Source organism: Nocardiopsis sediminis, assembly GCF_042650565.1.
Lineage (GTDB): Bacteria > Actinomycetota > Actinomycetes > Streptosporangiales > Streptosporangiaceae > Nocardiopsis_B > Nocardiopsis_B sediminis.
In genome coordinates this window covers 45,523-61,182 of record NZ_JBHSBH010000001.1, presented here as the reverse complement: position 1 = coordinate 61,182, position 15,660 = coordinate 45,523, and the positions used below count along the sequence as shown (strand labels likewise).

Below are 15,660 nucleotides of genomic sequence, written 5' to 3'. Positions count from 1 at the left end.
GGGGGAGCCGATGGGCGACCGTCACACGGCGCGCGAGCTGCTCGACATCACACTGGACGCCGGCACCTTCGTGTCCTGGGACACCCCGCCGATCGACGTGCACCCCGACCCCGCCTACGCCGCCGACCTCGCCGCCGCCCGCGAGCGCAGCGGCAGCGACGAAGCCGTCATCACCGGCGAGGGCCTCCTGCGCGGGCGCCGCGTCGCCATCGTCGCCTGCGAGTTCTCCTTCCTGGCCGGATCCATCGGCATCGCCGCCGCCGAGCGCCTGGTCGAGGCCGTCGAGCGCGCAACCGCCGAGCGCCTCCCGCTGCTGGCCGCCCCCGCCTCCGGCGGCACCCGGATGCAGGAGGGCACCCTCGCCTTCCTCGCCATGGTCAAGATCTCCGCCGCCATCGCCCGCCACAAGGCCGCCGGCCTGCCCTACCTCGTCTACCTGCGCCACCCCACCACCGGCGGGGTCCTGGCCTCCTGGGGCTCCCAGGGCCACGTCACCGTCGCCGAGCCCGGCGCCCTTATCGGCTTCCTCGGCCCCCGCGTCTACGAAGCCCTCTACGGCAAGGAGTTCCCCGAGGGCGTCCAGCGCGCCGAGAACCTCTACCGCAACGGGCTCGTCGACGCCGTCCTCGCCCCCGAGGACGTCCCCGCCATCGCCCACCGCGCCCTCAACGTCCTGCTCGCCCGCACCGAGGGCGTCCCCGACGCACCCGACCCCGGCGACGAGGCCATCGGCGACGTCCCCGCCTGGGAGTCCATCACCCGCTCGCGCCGACGCGACCGCCCCGGCGTGCGCAAGCTGCTGTGGCACGCGGCCACCGACGTCGTCCCGCTCAATGGCACCGGCGACGGCGACTCCGACCCCGGCCTGCTGATCGCCCTCGCCCGCTTCGGCGGCGCCCCCTGCGTGCTGCTGGGCCAGGACCGCGCCCGCCAGACCACCGAGCGCCCACTGGGCCCCGCCGCCCTGCGCGAGGCTCGCCGCGGCATGCGCATGGCGCGCGACCTCGACCTGCCGCTGGTCACCGTCATCGACACCCCCGGCGCCGCCCTGTCCAAGGACGCCGAGGAGCGCGGGATGGCCGGCCAGATCGCCCGCTGCCTCACCGAGCTGGTCACCCTGGAGGTGCCCACCCTGGCTCTGCTGCTGGGCCAGGGCACCGGCGGCGGCGCCCTGGCGCTGGTGCCCGCCGACCGGGTGCTCAGCGCCCAGCACGCCTGGCTGTCGCCGCTGCCGCCCGAAGGAGCCAGCGCCATCGTGCACCGCACCGTGGACCGCGCGCCGGAGCTGGCCGAGCGCCAGGGGGTGCGCTCGGTGGAGCTGCGCGACAACGGCATCGTCGACCGCATCATCGCCGAGCACGACGACGCCGCCGACGAGCCCGAGGCGTTCTGCGCCCGCGTCGGCGCCGTCCTGCGCTACGAGCTCACCTCGCTGCTGGGCGAGGACCCGCAGGCGCGCTCCGAGCGCCGCTACGACCGCTACCGCCGGCTCGGGCTGCCGGGGTGAGCGGCGCCCGCCCCCGGCGGCCCGTCCGCTGAGGGCGCACCCTCCCGCCGCGGCCGCACCCCCGCGGCCGGACAATACCGGGGGAGCCCGACACCACCGCCGAAACGAGAATGGGGCACACGTGACTGGACGCAATGGACCGCTGACGGGCAAGGTCGTCGTCGACCTGTCGCGGGCGCTCGCGGGCCCGCACGCCGCGATGCTGCTGGGCGACCTCGGCGCCCGCGTCATCAAGGTGGAGCAGCCGGGCACCGGCGACGACACCCGCGGGTGGGGACCCCCGTTCGTCGGCCCCGATGACGACCGCATCAGCACCTACTTCCTGTCGTGCAACCGCAACAAGGAGTCGGTGGAGCTGGACCTGAAGTCCGACGACGGCCGCGCGCTGCTCACCCGGCTCGTGCGCGCCGCCGACGTGCTGGTGGAGAACTTCCGCCCCGGCGTGCTCGACCGCCTCGGGTTCTCCATGGAGCGCCTGGAGGAGCTGAACCCCCGGCTGGTCGTCTGCTCCATCAGCGGGTTCGGCCACGACGGCCCCGAAGGCGGCCGGGCCGGCTACGACCAGATCGCCCAGGGCGAGGCCGGGCTGATGAGCCTGACCGGCCCCTCGCCCGACGAGCCCACCAAGGTCGGCGTCCCCATCGGCGACCTGCTGGCCGGCATGAACGGCGCCTTCGGTGTCCTCAGCGCGCTGCTGGAGCGCGAGCAGACCGGGCGGGGCCGCGTCGTGCGCACCTCGCTGCTGTCCTCCATCGTCGGGGTGCACGCCTTCCAGGGCACCCGCTGGACGGTGGCGGGCGAGGTGCCCAAGGCCATCGGCAACCACCACCCCTCCATCGCCCCCTACGGCGGCTACATCTGCGCCGACGGCATGCTCCAGGTCGCGGTGGCCAGCGAGGGCCAGTGGGCCAAGTTCGCCGAGCTGCTCGGCATCGACCCGGCCGACCCCCGCTACGCCGACAACGCCTCGCGCGTCACCAACCGCCCCGACCTCAACGCCGAGATCGAGGCGGCGCTGGCCGGCGGCACCCGCGACGAATGGCTCAAGCGCATCGGCGGCATCGGCATCCCCTGCGGGGCCATCCGTACCATCGACCAGGTCTATGAGTGGGACCAGGTGCGCTCTCAGGGGCTGGTGATCGGCGTCGACCACCCCGTCCTGGGCCCCATCGAGCTGCCCGGCCCCGCCGTGCGCTTCGACCCCCGCGAGGGCGATGACGACCCCGGCGCCGGCCACGCCGCGCCGCCCCGCCTGGGCGAGCACAACGCCTCGGTCCGCGCCTGGCTGGACAGCCTCGACGACGAGGGGGCGGCCGCCGGGTGACCCGGCCGCCGGTGCGCCGGCCCGGGCGCACCGGCGGTCAGGAGACGAAGGGCCGCCCGGCGGAGCGGCGGCGGTCCACGACCCGGCCGGGGCCGTAGTCGCCGTGGATGCTGCGGGCGACGGTGGGGTCGCCGAGGAAGTCGTAGGGGTAGCCGGGCGCGATCGCGGAGACGGCGTCCAGGCGGCGCAGGGCCTCGGCGTCGAGCTCGACGTCACCGGCGGCCAGGTTGTCGCGCAGCTGGCCGGCGTTGCGCGCCCCCAGCAGGGGGATCACGTTGCCCGGGCGGGTGGCCAGCCAGGCGATCGCGACCTGCGCCGGTGACCATCCGCGCTCGTGGGCGAGCGCGACCACCGTGCGGGCGATCTCCTCGTCGCGGGCGTGGTCGGCGCCGAAGCGGAAGGTGTCGCGGCGCCCGCTCTCGCCCCGCAGGTACTTGCCGGTCAGCCGCCCCTCGGCGAGCGGGCCCCACGCCACAACGGCCAGGTCGGTGGCCTCCGCGAAGGGCAGCAGCTCCCGTTCGGGGGTGCGCTCCAGCAGGTTCAGCCGCAGCTGGATCCCGGCGAACGGCGACCAGCCGCGCAGCTCGGCCAGGGTGTTGGCGTGCGCGATCTCCCACGCCGGCCAGTTGGACACGGCGACGTAGTGGACCTTGCCCGCGCGCACCTGGTCGTCCAGCGCCCGCATGGTCTCCTCAACGGGGGTGAACAGGTCGCGGGCGTGGACGTAGAGGACGTCGATGTGGTCGGTCTCCAGCCGGCGCAGGCTCCCCTCCACCGAGGCGGCCAGGCTGGTGCGGTGGCTGCCGCCGGAGTTGGGGCCGCCCCCGGCGGCGGCGCAGGTGAACTTGGTGGCGACCACGAAGTCGTCGCGGCGCCCCTTGAGCAGGCGGCCGAGGATGCGTTCGGAGCTGCCGTCGGTGTAGACGTCGGCGGTGTCGATGAAGTTGCCGCCCGCCTCGGCGTAGGCGTCGAACATCCGGGCCGCCTCGTCCTCGGGGGCGCCCCAGTTCCAGTCGGTCCCGAACGTCATGGCGCCGAAGGCGAATTCGGACACGCGCAGCCCGGTCCGGCCGAAAAGGGTGTAGCGCATTGGGGGTTCTCTCCGTCGTCGTGGTCGTTGCGTTCGCGACCAGTCCAGCCCGAAACCGGTGGAACGTCCAAGACCTCCTGCCATAACGTGAATGCATCGCGCGCCGGGAACACGCCGGAGTCGCGCGTGATCGGACGCGAAGGGCCGGGATGGACGTCGACACGCGGGTGCTGCGGTACTTCACAGCGGTGGCCGAGGAGCTGCACTTCACCCGCGCCGCGGAGCGGCTCTATGTGTCGCAGCCCGCGCTGAGCAGGCAGATCGCCCAGCTGGAGCGCAGCCTGGGCACGCCGCTGTTCGAGCGCCGGGCCCGCGAGGTGCGCCTGACCCCCGCCGGCGAGGCGCTGCTGGAGGCGGCGCGCAAGACGACCGAGGCGTGGTCGGCGGGCAAGCGCGCGGCGCGGGCCGCGCGGGCGGCGGGCGAGGGGGAGCTGCGCCTGGGGTTCGAGGCGACCGGGGCGGGCAGTCTCAGCACGCGCGCCCGGGTCCTGTTCGAGCAGCGCAACCCGGGGGTGACGGTGGTGCCGCACCGGTTCGACTGGGGCGGCGAGGTGCCGGCGCTGCGCGAGGGGGAGGTCGACGTCGCCTTCGTCTGGCTGCCCAACGACCTCACGGGGCTGCACACCGAGATCGTCGCCGAGGAGCCGCGGGCGGTGGGGATGGCGGCCGGGCACCGGCTGGCGGGGCGGGGGCCGCTGACGATCGGCGACCTGCGCGGTGAACCCATGCCCTGGGCCCGCCACGCCCCGCGGGAGTGGGTGGAGTGGTGGGGGGTGGTGCCGCGCCCCGACGGCTCCGAGCCGGTGTGGGGGCCGGCCAACGACAACGCCGAGGAGCTGCTGGAGTACGTCGCATCGGGGGCGGGGATCTGCATCGTGTCCCGGTCCATCTCCGCCTACTACCAGCGGCCCGACATCGTGTGGCGGCCGCTGACGGGGGTGGAGCCGCTGCGGGTGGCGCTGGGCTGGCCGCTGGACAGCGGGCACCGGCTGGTGCCGGCGTTCGCCGAGACGGTGCGCGAGCTGGCGGCCGAGGGGGTCGGCCTCTAGAGCGGGCGGCAGGCGCTGCAAGAGGCCGCCGCCCGCCGGTCCCGGTCAGTCGGGCGATGTGAACGGGGACCTCACCGCCCCCCCGCTGAGGGCCTCGCCGAGCCGGCGCTGCGTGGACGCGGTGTCGTTGAGGTGGGGGAACGGTTCGTCGGCGGGGATGTCCACGCCGAGGAACCGGCACAGCGGCTCCCACCCCTGCCCCAGCTCATAGACCAGCAGTCGCTCCTGTGGGATCTCGGCGCGCACCCGGGCGTTGTGCCGCTCGTAGGCGCCGATCGCCGTCGTCTCGTCGGGCAGGACGCCGGAGCGCGTGCCGAAGTAGGTCCGCCAGATCAGATCAAGTACCGGGCGCAAGCTCGTCATCTCCCTGAGAGCCGGAGAGGTCCCATCGGTGACCCGTTCCGCCGCTTCGCCGAGGACGGTGTCGCGGGCGCTGGCGTACCACCTGCGGGGGTCGCGCACGGTGAGCACGACCTTGGCTTGGGGGTAGGCCGCGGACAGCTCACGCCAGAAGAAGGAGGCCGGCCAGTCGACGGCCGAGGCGAAGCCGGCGAAGACGCGGCTCCAGTCGACCGGTGTGCGCCCCCGCCCGGTGCAGGCGGCGGGGACCTCGGCCCACCGGCCGGGAAGGCCGGGGGTGCCCATGACGGTGAACATGTGGTGGCAGGGGCCGAACCCCAGCCGGTCGAGTGCGGCTTTCATCGAGCTCGTCCCGGTGCGCGGGAATCCCGCTCCTATCACTCTGAGCATGTGTCCCTCCGGTGCGACACGCCGTCGGATCTCCCCGTAGTGCCGATGTGACCACGGAGGGTATTTACCCGCCCTGGGTCCGGCGAGCCCGCCGGAGCCGAGGAACCCGCGCGCCGGACCGGAGCGCACCTCCTTGCGGTGAAATGGCGCCGGGTATCCGATGCGGGGGTGGCCGTGGCCGTTCGTCCGCCGCGGCCCGGGGCGCGGGCGCCCGGGTGCGGGGTCCGGCGGAACGGGACGCACCCGCACACATTGCGGGGCGGGCATCCGCGAGTTCCGGTGAATAGCGCCCGATATCCGAAACTCAGGGTCATGTCCGCCGAAATGCGATAACCGCGGACGTCACGCCATCTGCGAATCGGGAATCCGAAGAACGCATTCAGGCCGGTCCGGTATGCCGGCCAGGGGTCGTGGCGCCTCCCGCCGGGATACGGCGGGACGCCTACACGTACCGCGCCGCCGCCGAATCAACGTGTATCCCGCCTATCCCGCACTTTTTTCGGGAAACGGCCGGCCCCCGCACGCCCCGGCCGATACCGTCCGGAACATACGACCGTCCGCGGCCGATGAGAGTAGGCGCGCTCATGCAAGCATTCACCCTGCCCGACTTCTACCTTCCGCACCCCGCGAGGATCAACCCGCACATGGAAGGGGCCCGCGCGCACGGAATGGAATGGGCCCGGCGCATGGGGATGCTCGACACCCCCACCCCCGGCGGCGGCCTGGTCTGGGACCACGCCGCCCTGGCCGCCATGGACTACGCGCTGATGTGCGCCTACACCCACCCCGACTGCGACGCCCCCACCCTGGACCTCATCACCGACTGGTACACGTGGGTGTTCTTCTTCGACGACCACTTCCTGGAGCAGTTCAAGTACGCCCGCGACCTCGACGGCGCGCAGGACTACCTCGACCGCCTCGAACTGTTCATGACGCTTGAGGGCCAGGAGGCGCCCGAACCCGAGAACGCCGCCGAAGCCGGGCTCGACGACCTGTGGCGGCGCACCGTGCCGATGATGTCCCACGAGTGGCGGCGGCGCTTCATCACCAGCACCCACAACCTCATGGTCGAGTCCATGTGGGAGCTCGACAACATCAACCGCGCCCGCATCGCCAACCCCATCGAGTACATCCAGATGCGGCGCCGGGTCGGCGGCGCCCCATGGTCGGCCAACCTCGTCGAGGTCGCCGTCGGCGCCGAGGTGCCCGACTCCATCGCCGCCTCGCGCCCCCTCCAGGTGCTCAGCGACACCTTCGCCGACGCCGTGCACCTGCGCAACGACCTGTTCTCCTACCAGCGCGAGGTCCGCGAGGAAGGCGAGAACTCCAACGCCGTCCTGGTCTTCGAGCGGTTCTTCGACCGGCCCACCCAGGAGGCCGCCGAACTCGTCAACGACCTGCTGACCTCCCGCCTCATCCAGTTCGAGGACACCGCGCTGGGCGAGGTCGCCCCGCTCTTCGCCGAGCACGCCATCACCCCCGACCAGCAGGCCGGGGTGGCCGCCTACGTCAAGGGCCTCCAGGACTGGCAGGCCGGCGGGCACGAATGGCACGCCCGCTCCAGCCGGTACATGAACGAGGGCGCCGCCACCCCCGCCCCCGGCGTCCTCGGCGGCCCCACCGGGCTGGGCACCGCCTCCCTCCTGCCGTCTCTGGCGCTGGCACCCGGGCTGCGCCACCGCGCCCGGCAGCTGACGCGGCGGCCCTTCCAGTCCGTGGGGCACCTGCCGGTACCCGAGCTGTACATGCCCTTCCCCGTCCGCACCAGCCCCCACCTCGACCAGGCCCGCCGCGACTGCATCGACTGGTCGCGCCGCATGGGCTTCTTCGACTCCCTGCCCGGGGTCGAGGCCGGCGGGGTGTGGGACGAGCGCCGGTGCGCCGGGATCGACCTGCCCCACTGCGCGGCCATGATCCACCCCGACTCCGACCTCGAGGCGCTCAACCTGTCGAGCCACTGGCTGGCCTGGGGCACCTACGGCGACGACTACTACCCCGCGGTCTACGGCGCGACGCGCAACCTCATCGCCGCCCGGGCCGCCACCGAGCGGCTGGGGGCGTTCATGCCGCTCGACGCCGGGGCCACACCCGAGCCGGCCGACCCCATCGAGCGCGGCCTCGCCGACCTGTGGCGGCGCACCGCCGGGCCCCTGGAGATGCCCGCCCGCGTGCAGTTCCGTGAGTCGGTCGAGGTCATGGTCGACAGCTGGCTGTGGGAGCTCGACAACCAGGCCGCCAACCGGGTGCCCGACCCCGTGGACTACATCGAGATGCGCCGCCGGACGTTCGGGTCGGACATGACCATGAGCCTGGCGCGGATCGCCCACATGGGGGCGGTCCCCGACGGCCTCCACGACCACCGGGTCCTGCGCGAGCTGGAGACATCGGCCCAGGACTACGCCTGCTTCGCCAACGACATCCACTCCTACCAGAAGGAGGTGGAGTTCGAGGGCGAGGTCCACAACATGGTCGTGGTCGTGCAGAACTTCCTGGACGTCGACCGCTGGACCGCGCGCGACATCGTCGCCGACCTCATGACCGCGCGCATGGAGCAGTTCGAGCACCTGGCCGGCGAAGAGCTGCCCGCCCTGTTCGACCGGCTCGGCCTCGACGACACCGCCCGCGCCGCGCTCACCCGCCACGCCGAGGAGCTCAAGGACTGGATGTCCGGGATCCTCGAATGGCACCGTAAGTGCGTCCGCTACACCGAGGCCGAACTCCGCACCACCCACGCCCCGCGTCTCCCGGGCCTGCCGGGGGGCCGCCTCACCCCGCGCCCGCCGGCCACCGCCCGTCCTGCGGCGACCCCCGCGCGCCCTGCGGCGGTGGCCGCCCCGGGACCCGCGGTCCCGGCGGATCCGGCCACCGCGGCGCGCACGGCCGCCGAGGCCCCGCGCCCGACCCTGCCCCTGCGCCCCACCGGCCTGGGCACGTCGGCCGCCCACCTGGCCGTCCGGGCCCGCGCCGTCTGACCCCTGCACGCCCACGCCTCCGGGCGACGGCCCGCACTACCCCGCTGCGGCCGCCGCCCGGAGGCGTTCGTCGTGGTGCGGCGGGCGTCCCGCGCCCGCCCGGCAGGGCGCTCAGGTGCGGCGTTTGGCGCGGGTCGAGGTGGGGCCGGTCATGAGTTTGTTGAGGAGGGCGACCAGGGTCGTGCGCTCCTCGGGGGAGAGGGCCGAGGCCCATGAGCTTTCGCGGGCGTTGTGCTCGCCGAACGCCTCGGTGATCGCCGTGCGGCCCGTGGGGGTGAGGCTGAGGCGCACGGCGCGGCGGTCGTGTTCGGCGGGGCGGCGGGTGACGAGGCCGTCCTTCTCCAAGGTCTTCAGCAGGGCCGACACCGAGGCGCGGCTCATGCCCGACAGCTCCGCGGCGGTCTTGGCCTCGACGTCGCCGGCCAGCCACAGGACGAACAGGACCCGGAACCCCGGCCAGGTCCAGCCGCTGGGCCGGTGCACGGTGGACTCCAGGTCGTAGACGACCATGCCCGTGACCCGGTGCAGGGTGAGCACCAGCCGCATGGCGTCGGTGTCGATACCCGGAAGTTCCCGCCGGGCCTCGCCGACGGCGTAGTCGACGAAGGACCAGAAGTCCAACCGGTCGGGGGATACGGGATCCGGGGTCACTCCCCAAGGCTAGGGCAGACATCGCTCCAGGTAGGGCGCTTTCCGGAGATCATGTGATTCACGTCACCATAGAAAGTGATGCCCCTCTCTATGGTGAGTCCAGGCCGTCACGTTACGGTCCTATTAATCAAATATTTGATCATATTTTCCCGGTTCCCGGTTCACCCGGAAGCGGCCCGGAGGTGCAGGACCATGGCAGCCAAACCCTTCGCATCATCGGCGGACCTCACGGACAAACCCCGGACACTGGAGATCCTCGACGACGGCGTCTACGCGCTCACCGCCGAGGGCGACCCCAACATCGGGGCCATCGAAGGCGAGGACTTCCTCGTCTGCTTCGAGGCCCTGGCCACCCCCACCGCCGCCCGCGAATGGCTCGCCCTGCTGCGCGAGCACACCGCCAAACCCGTGCGCTACCTGGTGCTCTCGCACTACCACGCGGTCCGCGTCCTGGGCGCCAGCGCCTTCGACGCCGAAACCATCGTCGCCCACGACGCCACCCGCGCCCTCATCGCCGAACGCGGCGAAGCCGACTGGAAGAGCGAGTTCGGCCGCATGCCCCGCCTGGCCAAGGACGCCGCGTCGGTCCCCGGGCTGACCTGGCCCACCGCCACCTTCTCCGACACCTTCACCATCGCCCTGGGCGGCGACCGCGGCGACCTCGTCCTGCGCCACCCCGGCCGCGGCCACACCGAGGGCGACATCGTCGCCTGGCTGCCCCGGCGGCGCATCCTCTTCGCCGGCGACCTCGTCGAAGCCGAAGCCGCCCTCTACACCGGCGACGCCTACCACCGCGACTGGGCCGGCCCCACCCTCGACGCCGTCGCCGCCCTGCGCCCCGACACCCTCATCGGCGGGCGCGGCCCCGTCACCCGCGGACGCGCCGCGGTCGACGCCGCCATCGGCCAGACCCGCCACTTCCTGGCGACCATGCTGCGCGAGGTCGGCGCCGTCCACGGCCGCGGCGGCACCCTCAAGGAGGCCTTCGAGGCCACCCGCGCCGCCCTGGCCGGACGCTACGGCCACTGGCCCATCTTCGAGCACTGCCTGCCCTTCGACGTCTCCCGCCTCTGGGACGAGCTCTCCGGCATCGAGCGCCCCGTCATCTGGACCGCCGAACGCGACCGCGAGGTCTGGGACCTCCTCCAGGACTAGGGAGGCCCCCGTGCCCGCCGACACCACCGCAACCGACCCCCCGGTCCTGGTGCTGGGGGCCGGGCCCGTGGGCCAGACCGCCGCCCTGCTCCTGGCCCGCTGGGGCGTCCCCGTTACCCTGCTCGACGCGCGGCCCCGGCGCGAGGACTCCGGGTCACGCGCCATCGTGCAGCAGCGCGACGTCCTCGACATCTGGGACACCGTCGGGGCCGGCGCCATCGCCGAAGAGGGCCTGACCTGGGACACCGCCCGGACCTTCTACCGCGACCGCGAACTGTTCAGCCTCGCCCCCGCCGCCCCCGGCACCGCCACCCTGCCCCCGTTCGTCAACATCTCCCAGGCGCGCACCGAGCAGATCCTCGACGAGCGCATCGCCGACCTGGGCCTGGACCTGCGGTGGTCCCACGAGGTCGTCGCCGTCGAGCAGGACGGCGACGGGGTCACCGCCCACTGCCGCACCCCCACCGGGACGGTCCGCCTGCGCGGCACCCACGCCCTGGCCTGCCTGGGCGCCCACGGGCGCGTGGCCCGCGAGGGCCTGGGCATCGGCTTTCCCGGCGAGAGCTTCGAGGACCGCTTCCTCATCTGCGACATCCGCGCCGACCTCGCCGGATGGGAGCGCGAGCGCCGCTTCTACTTCGACCCGGCCTGGAACCCCGGCAGACAGGTCCTCATCCACCCCTGCCCCGGGTCGGTGTACCGCATCGACTGGCAGGTCCCGCCCGGCTTCGACCTCGGCCGCGAAGAGGCCACCGGCGGGCTGGAGCGCCGGATCCGCCAGATCATCGGCGACACCCCCTACGAGGTGGTGTGGCGCTCGGTCTACCGCTTCCACACCCGCGTGGCAGGCCGGATGCGGGCGGGCCGGGTGCTCCTGGCCGGCGACTGCGCCCACCTCTACGCCCCCTTCGGCGCCCGCGGACTCAACTCCGGCGTCCAAGACGCCGAGAACGCCGCCTGGAAGATCGCGTTCGACCGCAACGGGTGGGCCGGCCACGACCTGCTGGAGACCTACGACACCGAGCGCCGCGCCGCCGCCCGCGAGAACGCCGAGGTCACCGGCGCGACCATGCGCTTCCTCGTCCCCCGCGACGACGCCGGCCACGCCCACCGCCGCGACGTCCTGCGGCGCGCGCTCACCGACGACGCCGCCAAGGCCCTGGTCGACTCCGGCCGGCTCAGCGAGCCCTTCTGGTACACCGCCTCGCCGCTGACCACCCCCGCCGCCGACCGCCCCTTCCCCGGCCGCCCGCCCCGCGGCCGCGCCCCCGCGCCCTGCCCCGGCGTCCTGGTGCCCGACACGCCCGTCGCCGTCCCCGGCGCCACCCGGCTGCGCCCGCTCGCCCGGTCGGGGCTGACCCTGCTCACCACCGGCACCGCCGAGCTGGAGGCGGTGCGCACGGCCGCCGAGCGGGCGACCCCGGCCCCCGTCGCGGCCTGGGCGCTGCCCCGCATCGACCCCTCCGGCGCCCTCACACGCGCCCTGGACAGCCGCCCCGGCGACGTGTGGCTGCTGCGCCCCGACGCCCACATCGCCGCCGTCCCCGGCGCCGGCGACCCCGCGGGCATCGCCGCGGCCGTGCGCGCCGCCACCGGCGCCGCGGACGGCCGGCCGGGCGGCCCTGCGGCCACACGCATCCCCACACCACGGAAGGAGCACGGCGATGGCGTACTACCGCCTCCTGGGTGAGGTCCCGCCCACCCGCCACACCCAGCACCGCACCCCCGAGGGCGGCCTCTACTACGAGGAGCTGATGGGCGAGGAGGGGTTCTCGGCCGACTCCTCCCTGCTCTACCACCGGCACATCCCCTCGGCGATCGTCGACGCCGCCCCCTGGCAGCCCCCCGACCAGACCCGCACGCCCAACGCGCCGCTCATCCCGCGCCACCTCCGGCTGCACACGCTCTTCGGCGCCGACGACTGGGCGCAGGCCGACGCCGTCACGGGGCGGCGCCTGATCCTGGGCAACGACGACGTGCGCATCTCCTACGTGGCCGCCGGGCGCCCCTCAGAGCTGTACCGCAACGGCATCGGCGACGAATGCGTCTACATCGAGTCGGGATCGGCCACCCTGGAGACCGTGTTCGGCGCCCTGGAGGTCGCCACCGGCGACTACGCGATCATCCCGCGCTCCACCACCCACCGCTGGGTGCCGCGCGGCGCCGAGCCGCTGCGGGCCTACGCCATCGAGGCCAACAGCCACATCGCGCCCCCGCGCCGCTACCTGTCGGCCTACGGACAGCTCCTGGAGCACGCCCCCTACTGCGAGCGCGACCTGCGCGGCCCCTCGGCGCCGCTGCCGGCGGAGGGCACCGATGTCGACGTGCTCATCAAGCACCGCGGCAACGGCCCCGGCGGGATCACCGGGACCCGCTACACCTACCCCCACCACCCGTTCGACGTCGTGGGCTGGGACGGCTGCCTCTACCCGTATGCCTTCAACATCGGCGACTTCCAGCCGATCACCGGACGCGTGCACCAGCCGCCGCCGGTGCACCAGGTGTTCGCCGGGACCAACTTCGTCATCTGCAACTTCGTCCCGCGCAAGGTGGACTACCACCCGCTGTCGATCCCGGTGCCCTACTACCACTCCAACGTCGACTCCGACGAGGTCATGTTCTACTGCGGCGGCGACTACGAGGCGCGCCGGGGATCCGGGATCGGCCAGGGGTCGGTCTCGCTGCACCCGGGCGGGCACTCCCACGGGCCGCAGCCGGGCGCCTACGAGCGCAGCATCGGCGTGCAGGCGTTCGACGAACTGGCGGTCATGGTCGACACCTTCCGCCCGCTGGAGCTGGGCGAGGGCGGGGCCGCCGCCGAGGACCCCGGCTACGCCTGGACGTGGTCGGGCCGCGGGCCGGACCGCTGAGGCGGCCGGACCCGCGGGGGCGGGCGGCGGCGCGGGTCAGTCGCGGGCGGAGTCGTAACCGTCGCGGGCGGCGACGACCTCGTCCATGCGGTGTTCGAGGAAGCCGATGAGCTCCAGCAGCTTGGCGGAGGTGTCGCGGCCCAGCGGGGTGAGGGAGTACTCGACGCGGGGCGGGATCTGCCGCTGGACGGTGCGCACGACGAAGCCGTCGCGCTCGAGGGTGTGCAGGGTCTGGGCGAGCATCTTCTCGCTGACGCCGTCGACCCGGCGGCGCAAGGCGTTGAAGCGGTAGGTGTCGTCGTGCAGCGCGGCGAGCACCAGGACGCCCCAGCGCCCGGTGATGTTCTCCAGGGCGCTGCGTGACGCGCACCGCCGGGCGAAGACGTCGAACGCGACGTCGTCGAAGAGGCCGGCGCTCCCGGCGGGGGCGGCTTCGGGGCTGCTGGTCATGGGTTCAGCTTACCTGGGCGCACCCGGCCGGGGCCGGTGGTTTCGGCCGGATCCCCGCGGCGGACGGGCAGGAGGACCCGCCGGCACCGCCGCGCGGGCCGGCGGATCCGGCGGCCCCGGTGCCGGACGCCGCGGGGCGGCCACCCCGCCGGGACGGTGGAAGGGCGCCCGTGCGGGTAGTGGCGCCGCCGAGGGCCTTTCCGCGGCCCCTCGGAAAGGGGGAGAGACCATGGCGTCGCAGAAGAACACCGCCCGCGCCGTCATCGACGAGGCCGGCGGGCCGCTGTCGCGCCGCGCCGGGATCCGCCTGGCCGACCGGCCCGCGCCCCTGTGGCAGCTGCTCGTCCTGGTGAACCTGCTCTCCGCGCGCATCTCGGCCGGCATCGCGGTGGCCGCCGCCCGCGAGCTGAACGCGGCCGGCGGCACGACGCCGCGCGGGATGGCCGGGCTGACCTGGCAGCAACGGGTCGACGCGCTGGGGCGGGGCCACTACGTGCGCTACGACGAGAGCACCGCCACCCGGCTGGGGGAGTGCGCCCGCATGGTGCTCGACGACTACGGCGGCGACCTGCGCCGCCTCGGCGCCGCGGCCGGCGGCTCGCGCGGGCGGCTCGAAGAGGCGCTGCGCCGCTTCCCGGGCATCGGCCCCACCGGGGCGGCGATGTTCTGCCGCGAGGCGCAGGAGGTCTGGCCATGGCTGCGCCCCTACACCGACCGCCGCGCCCGCGACGGCGCCGCACGCCTGGGCCTGCCCGAGTCCGAAGCCCGCCTGGGGGCCCTGGTGCCCGGCCAGGACACCGCGGCCTTCGCCGCCGGCCTGGCCGCCGCGGCGCGCGACGACGCCCTCATCGCCCGCATCCGCGCCGCCGCCGCCTGACCCGGCCACCGCCGACCTCCCCAATCCGGCCCCATTTGTGCGGCGATCGGGCAGGATAAGCGCATGCGTAGCGAACTGTTCGATCAGGTACGGGAATCCGACCGGCCGGGGATGAGCCTCCAGAACCCCAAGATGCTCCGGGTGAGCTTCAGCGGGGAGTTCTTCGCCCGCCAGGGTGCGATGGTCGCCTACCAGGGCGACGTCGATTTCGCCTACCAGGGGTCCGGGGGCATCGGCAAGCTGTTCAAGAAGGCGGTGACAGGCGAGGGCCTACCGTTGATGAAGGTCACCGGGGAGGGCGACGTCTTCCTGGCGCGCGACGCCTGGGACGTGCACGTCATCGACCTCGACGGCGACTCCGTGACGGTCAGCGGCGAGAACGTGCTCGCCTTCGAATCCGGCCTGAACTGGGACATCAAGCGGGTCGAGGGCGCGGGTATCGCCTCGGGCGGGCTGTTCAACACGGTGTTCACCGGCCATGGGCGCATCGCCATCGCCTGCCACGGCACACCGGTGCTGCTCGACGTCGACCGGCCCACCTTCGTCGACACCGACTCCGCGGTCGCCTGGTCGTCGTCGCTGCACACCGGTGTGCGGCGCACGGTCAGAGCCGGGGCGCTCATCGGCCGCGGCAGCGGCGAGGCGATGCAGCTGGCGTTCGAGGGCAAGGGGTTCGTCCTGGTGCAGGCGTCCGAAGGCCCCCAGGTCCCGGTCCAGGCCGGCTGACCCCGGCGGCGGACGGGGCGGCGTCCCCGTCCGCCGCCCCGCCGTGCGCGGCCCGCGGGCATCGGGCCGCGCACCGCCATTCCTGCGCCCCCTCCGGGCGGGAGCGCATCGGCCCGCGCGCGGGGCGCTCGTGCAATTTCGGATCCGTTGTCTCGCGGGCATCGGTTGCTCGGATACGCAAGTCGCCTGAAATGCGATCAACGGCGTCGGTGTCCGTTTCGCATTGGCATTCTGAAAAC

General features: G+C 73.9%; 13 protein-coding genes. 9 read left to right on the top strand and 4 right to left on the bottom strand.

What is annotated here, in order from left to right; translation table 11 throughout:
• Positions 1-10 precede the first annotated feature (10 nt).
• A complete protein-coding gene (locus ACFOVU_RS00250; protein ID WP_378529203.1) occupies positions 11-1,507 on the top strand; it encodes a carboxyl transferase domain-containing protein in 1,497 nt (498 codons plus the stop codon).
• Between the two features lie 121 nt (positions 1,508-1,628).
• Positions 1,629-2,831 carry a CaiB/BaiF CoA transferase family protein gene (locus ACFOVU_RS00245; RefSeq protein ID WP_378529202.1) on the top strand — a complete coding sequence of 401 codons (1,203 nt, stop codon included), beginning with the start codon at positions 1,629-1,631 and terminating at the stop codon, positions 2,829-2,831.
• Positions 2,832-2,868: 37 nt separating this feature from the next.
• On the opposite strand, the gene ACFOVU_RS00240 is transcribed toward ACFOVU_RS00245, so the two are convergent.
• Positions 2,869-3,921 carry an aldo/keto reductase gene (locus ACFOVU_RS00240; RefSeq protein ID WP_378529201.1) on the bottom strand — a complete coding sequence of 351 codons (1,053 nt, stop codon included), beginning with the start codon at positions 3,919-3,921 and terminating at the stop codon, positions 2,869-2,871.
• 149 nt (positions 3,922-4,070) lie between these two features.
• Between ACFOVU_RS00240 and ACFOVU_RS00235 the strand changes: the two genes are divergently transcribed.
• Positions 4,071-4,970: a LysR family transcriptional regulator gene (locus tag ACFOVU_RS00235; RefSeq protein WP_378529200.1), complete on the top strand. Its 900-nt coding sequence runs from the start codon at positions 4,071-4,073 to the stop codon at positions 4,968-4,970.
• 45 nt (positions 4,971-5,015) lie between these two features.
• Here the strand turns inward: ACFOVU_RS00235 and ACFOVU_RS00230 are convergent, their stop codons facing one another.
• Positions 5,016-5,720 carry a sulfotransferase family protein gene (locus ACFOVU_RS00230; protein ID WP_378529199.1) on the bottom strand — a complete coding sequence of 235 codons (705 nt, stop codon included), beginning with the start codon at positions 5,718-5,720 and terminating at the stop codon, positions 5,016-5,018.
• Between the two features lie 584 nt (positions 5,721-6,304).
• Here ACFOVU_RS00230 and ACFOVU_RS00225 point away from each other — a divergent pair.
• A complete protein-coding gene (locus tag ACFOVU_RS00225; protein WP_378529198.1) occupies positions 6,305-8,692 on the top strand; it encodes a terpene synthase family protein in 2,388 nt (795 codons plus the stop codon).
• Between the two features lie 111 nt (positions 8,693-8,803).
• Here the strand turns inward: ACFOVU_RS00225 and ACFOVU_RS00220 are convergent, their stop codons facing one another.
• The gene (locus tag ACFOVU_RS00220; RefSeq protein ID WP_378529197.1) at positions 8,804-9,343 is read right to left on the bottom strand and encodes a MarR family winged helix-turn-helix transcriptional regulator; all 540 of its coding nucleotides are present in this window, start codon (positions 9,341-9,343) and stop codon (positions 8,804-8,806) included.
• 192 nt (positions 9,344-9,535) lie between these two features.
• On the opposite strand from ACFOVU_RS00220, the gene ACFOVU_RS00215 reads away from it, so the two are divergent.
• From ACFOVU_RS00215 to ACFOVU_RS00205, 3 genes are read left to right on the top strand one after another with little or no spacing between them, the layout of a single operon-like run.
• Positions 9,536-10,498, top strand: coding sequence for an MBL fold metallo-hydrolase (locus tag ACFOVU_RS00215; protein WP_378529196.1), 963 nt, complete (start codon positions 9,536-9,538; stop codon positions 10,496-10,498).
• Between the two features lie 10 nt (positions 10,499-10,508).
• The gene (locus ACFOVU_RS00210) at positions 10,509-12,188 is read left to right on the top strand and encodes an FAD-dependent monooxygenase (RefSeq protein WP_378529195.1); all 1,680 of its coding nucleotides are present in this window, start codon (positions 10,509-10,511) and stop codon (positions 12,186-12,188) included.
• Entirely contained in the window at positions 12,163-13,368 is a 1,206-nt protein-coding gene (locus ACFOVU_RS00205) for a homogentisate 1,2-dioxygenase (RefSeq protein WP_378529194.1), read from the top strand. The genes ACFOVU_RS00210 and ACFOVU_RS00205 overlap by 26 nt, the downstream gene beginning before the upstream one ends.
• Positions 13,369-13,404: 36 nt before the next feature.
• Here ACFOVU_RS00205 and ACFOVU_RS00200 read toward each other — a convergent pair whose 3' ends face one another.
• Positions 13,405-13,818 carry a winged helix-turn-helix transcriptional regulator gene (locus tag ACFOVU_RS00200; RefSeq protein ID WP_378529193.1) on the bottom strand — a complete coding sequence of 138 codons (414 nt, stop codon included), beginning with the start codon at positions 13,816-13,818 and terminating at the stop codon, positions 13,405-13,407.
• Between the two features lie 229 nt (positions 13,819-14,047).
• Between ACFOVU_RS00200 and ACFOVU_RS00195 the strand changes: the two genes are divergently transcribed.
• Both ACFOVU_RS00195 and ACFOVU_RS00190 read left to right on the top strand, forming a co-directional pair.
• A complete protein-coding gene (locus tag ACFOVU_RS00195) occupies positions 14,048-14,695 on the top strand; it encodes an endonuclease (protein WP_378529192.1) in 648 nt (215 codons plus the stop codon).
• Between the two features lie 63 nt (positions 14,696-14,758).
• Positions 14,759-15,421, top strand: coding sequence for an AIM24 family protein (locus tag ACFOVU_RS00190; RefSeq protein ID WP_378529191.1), 663 nt, complete (start codon positions 14,759-14,761; stop codon positions 15,419-15,421).
• Positions 15,422-15,660: the final 239 nt, after the last annotated feature.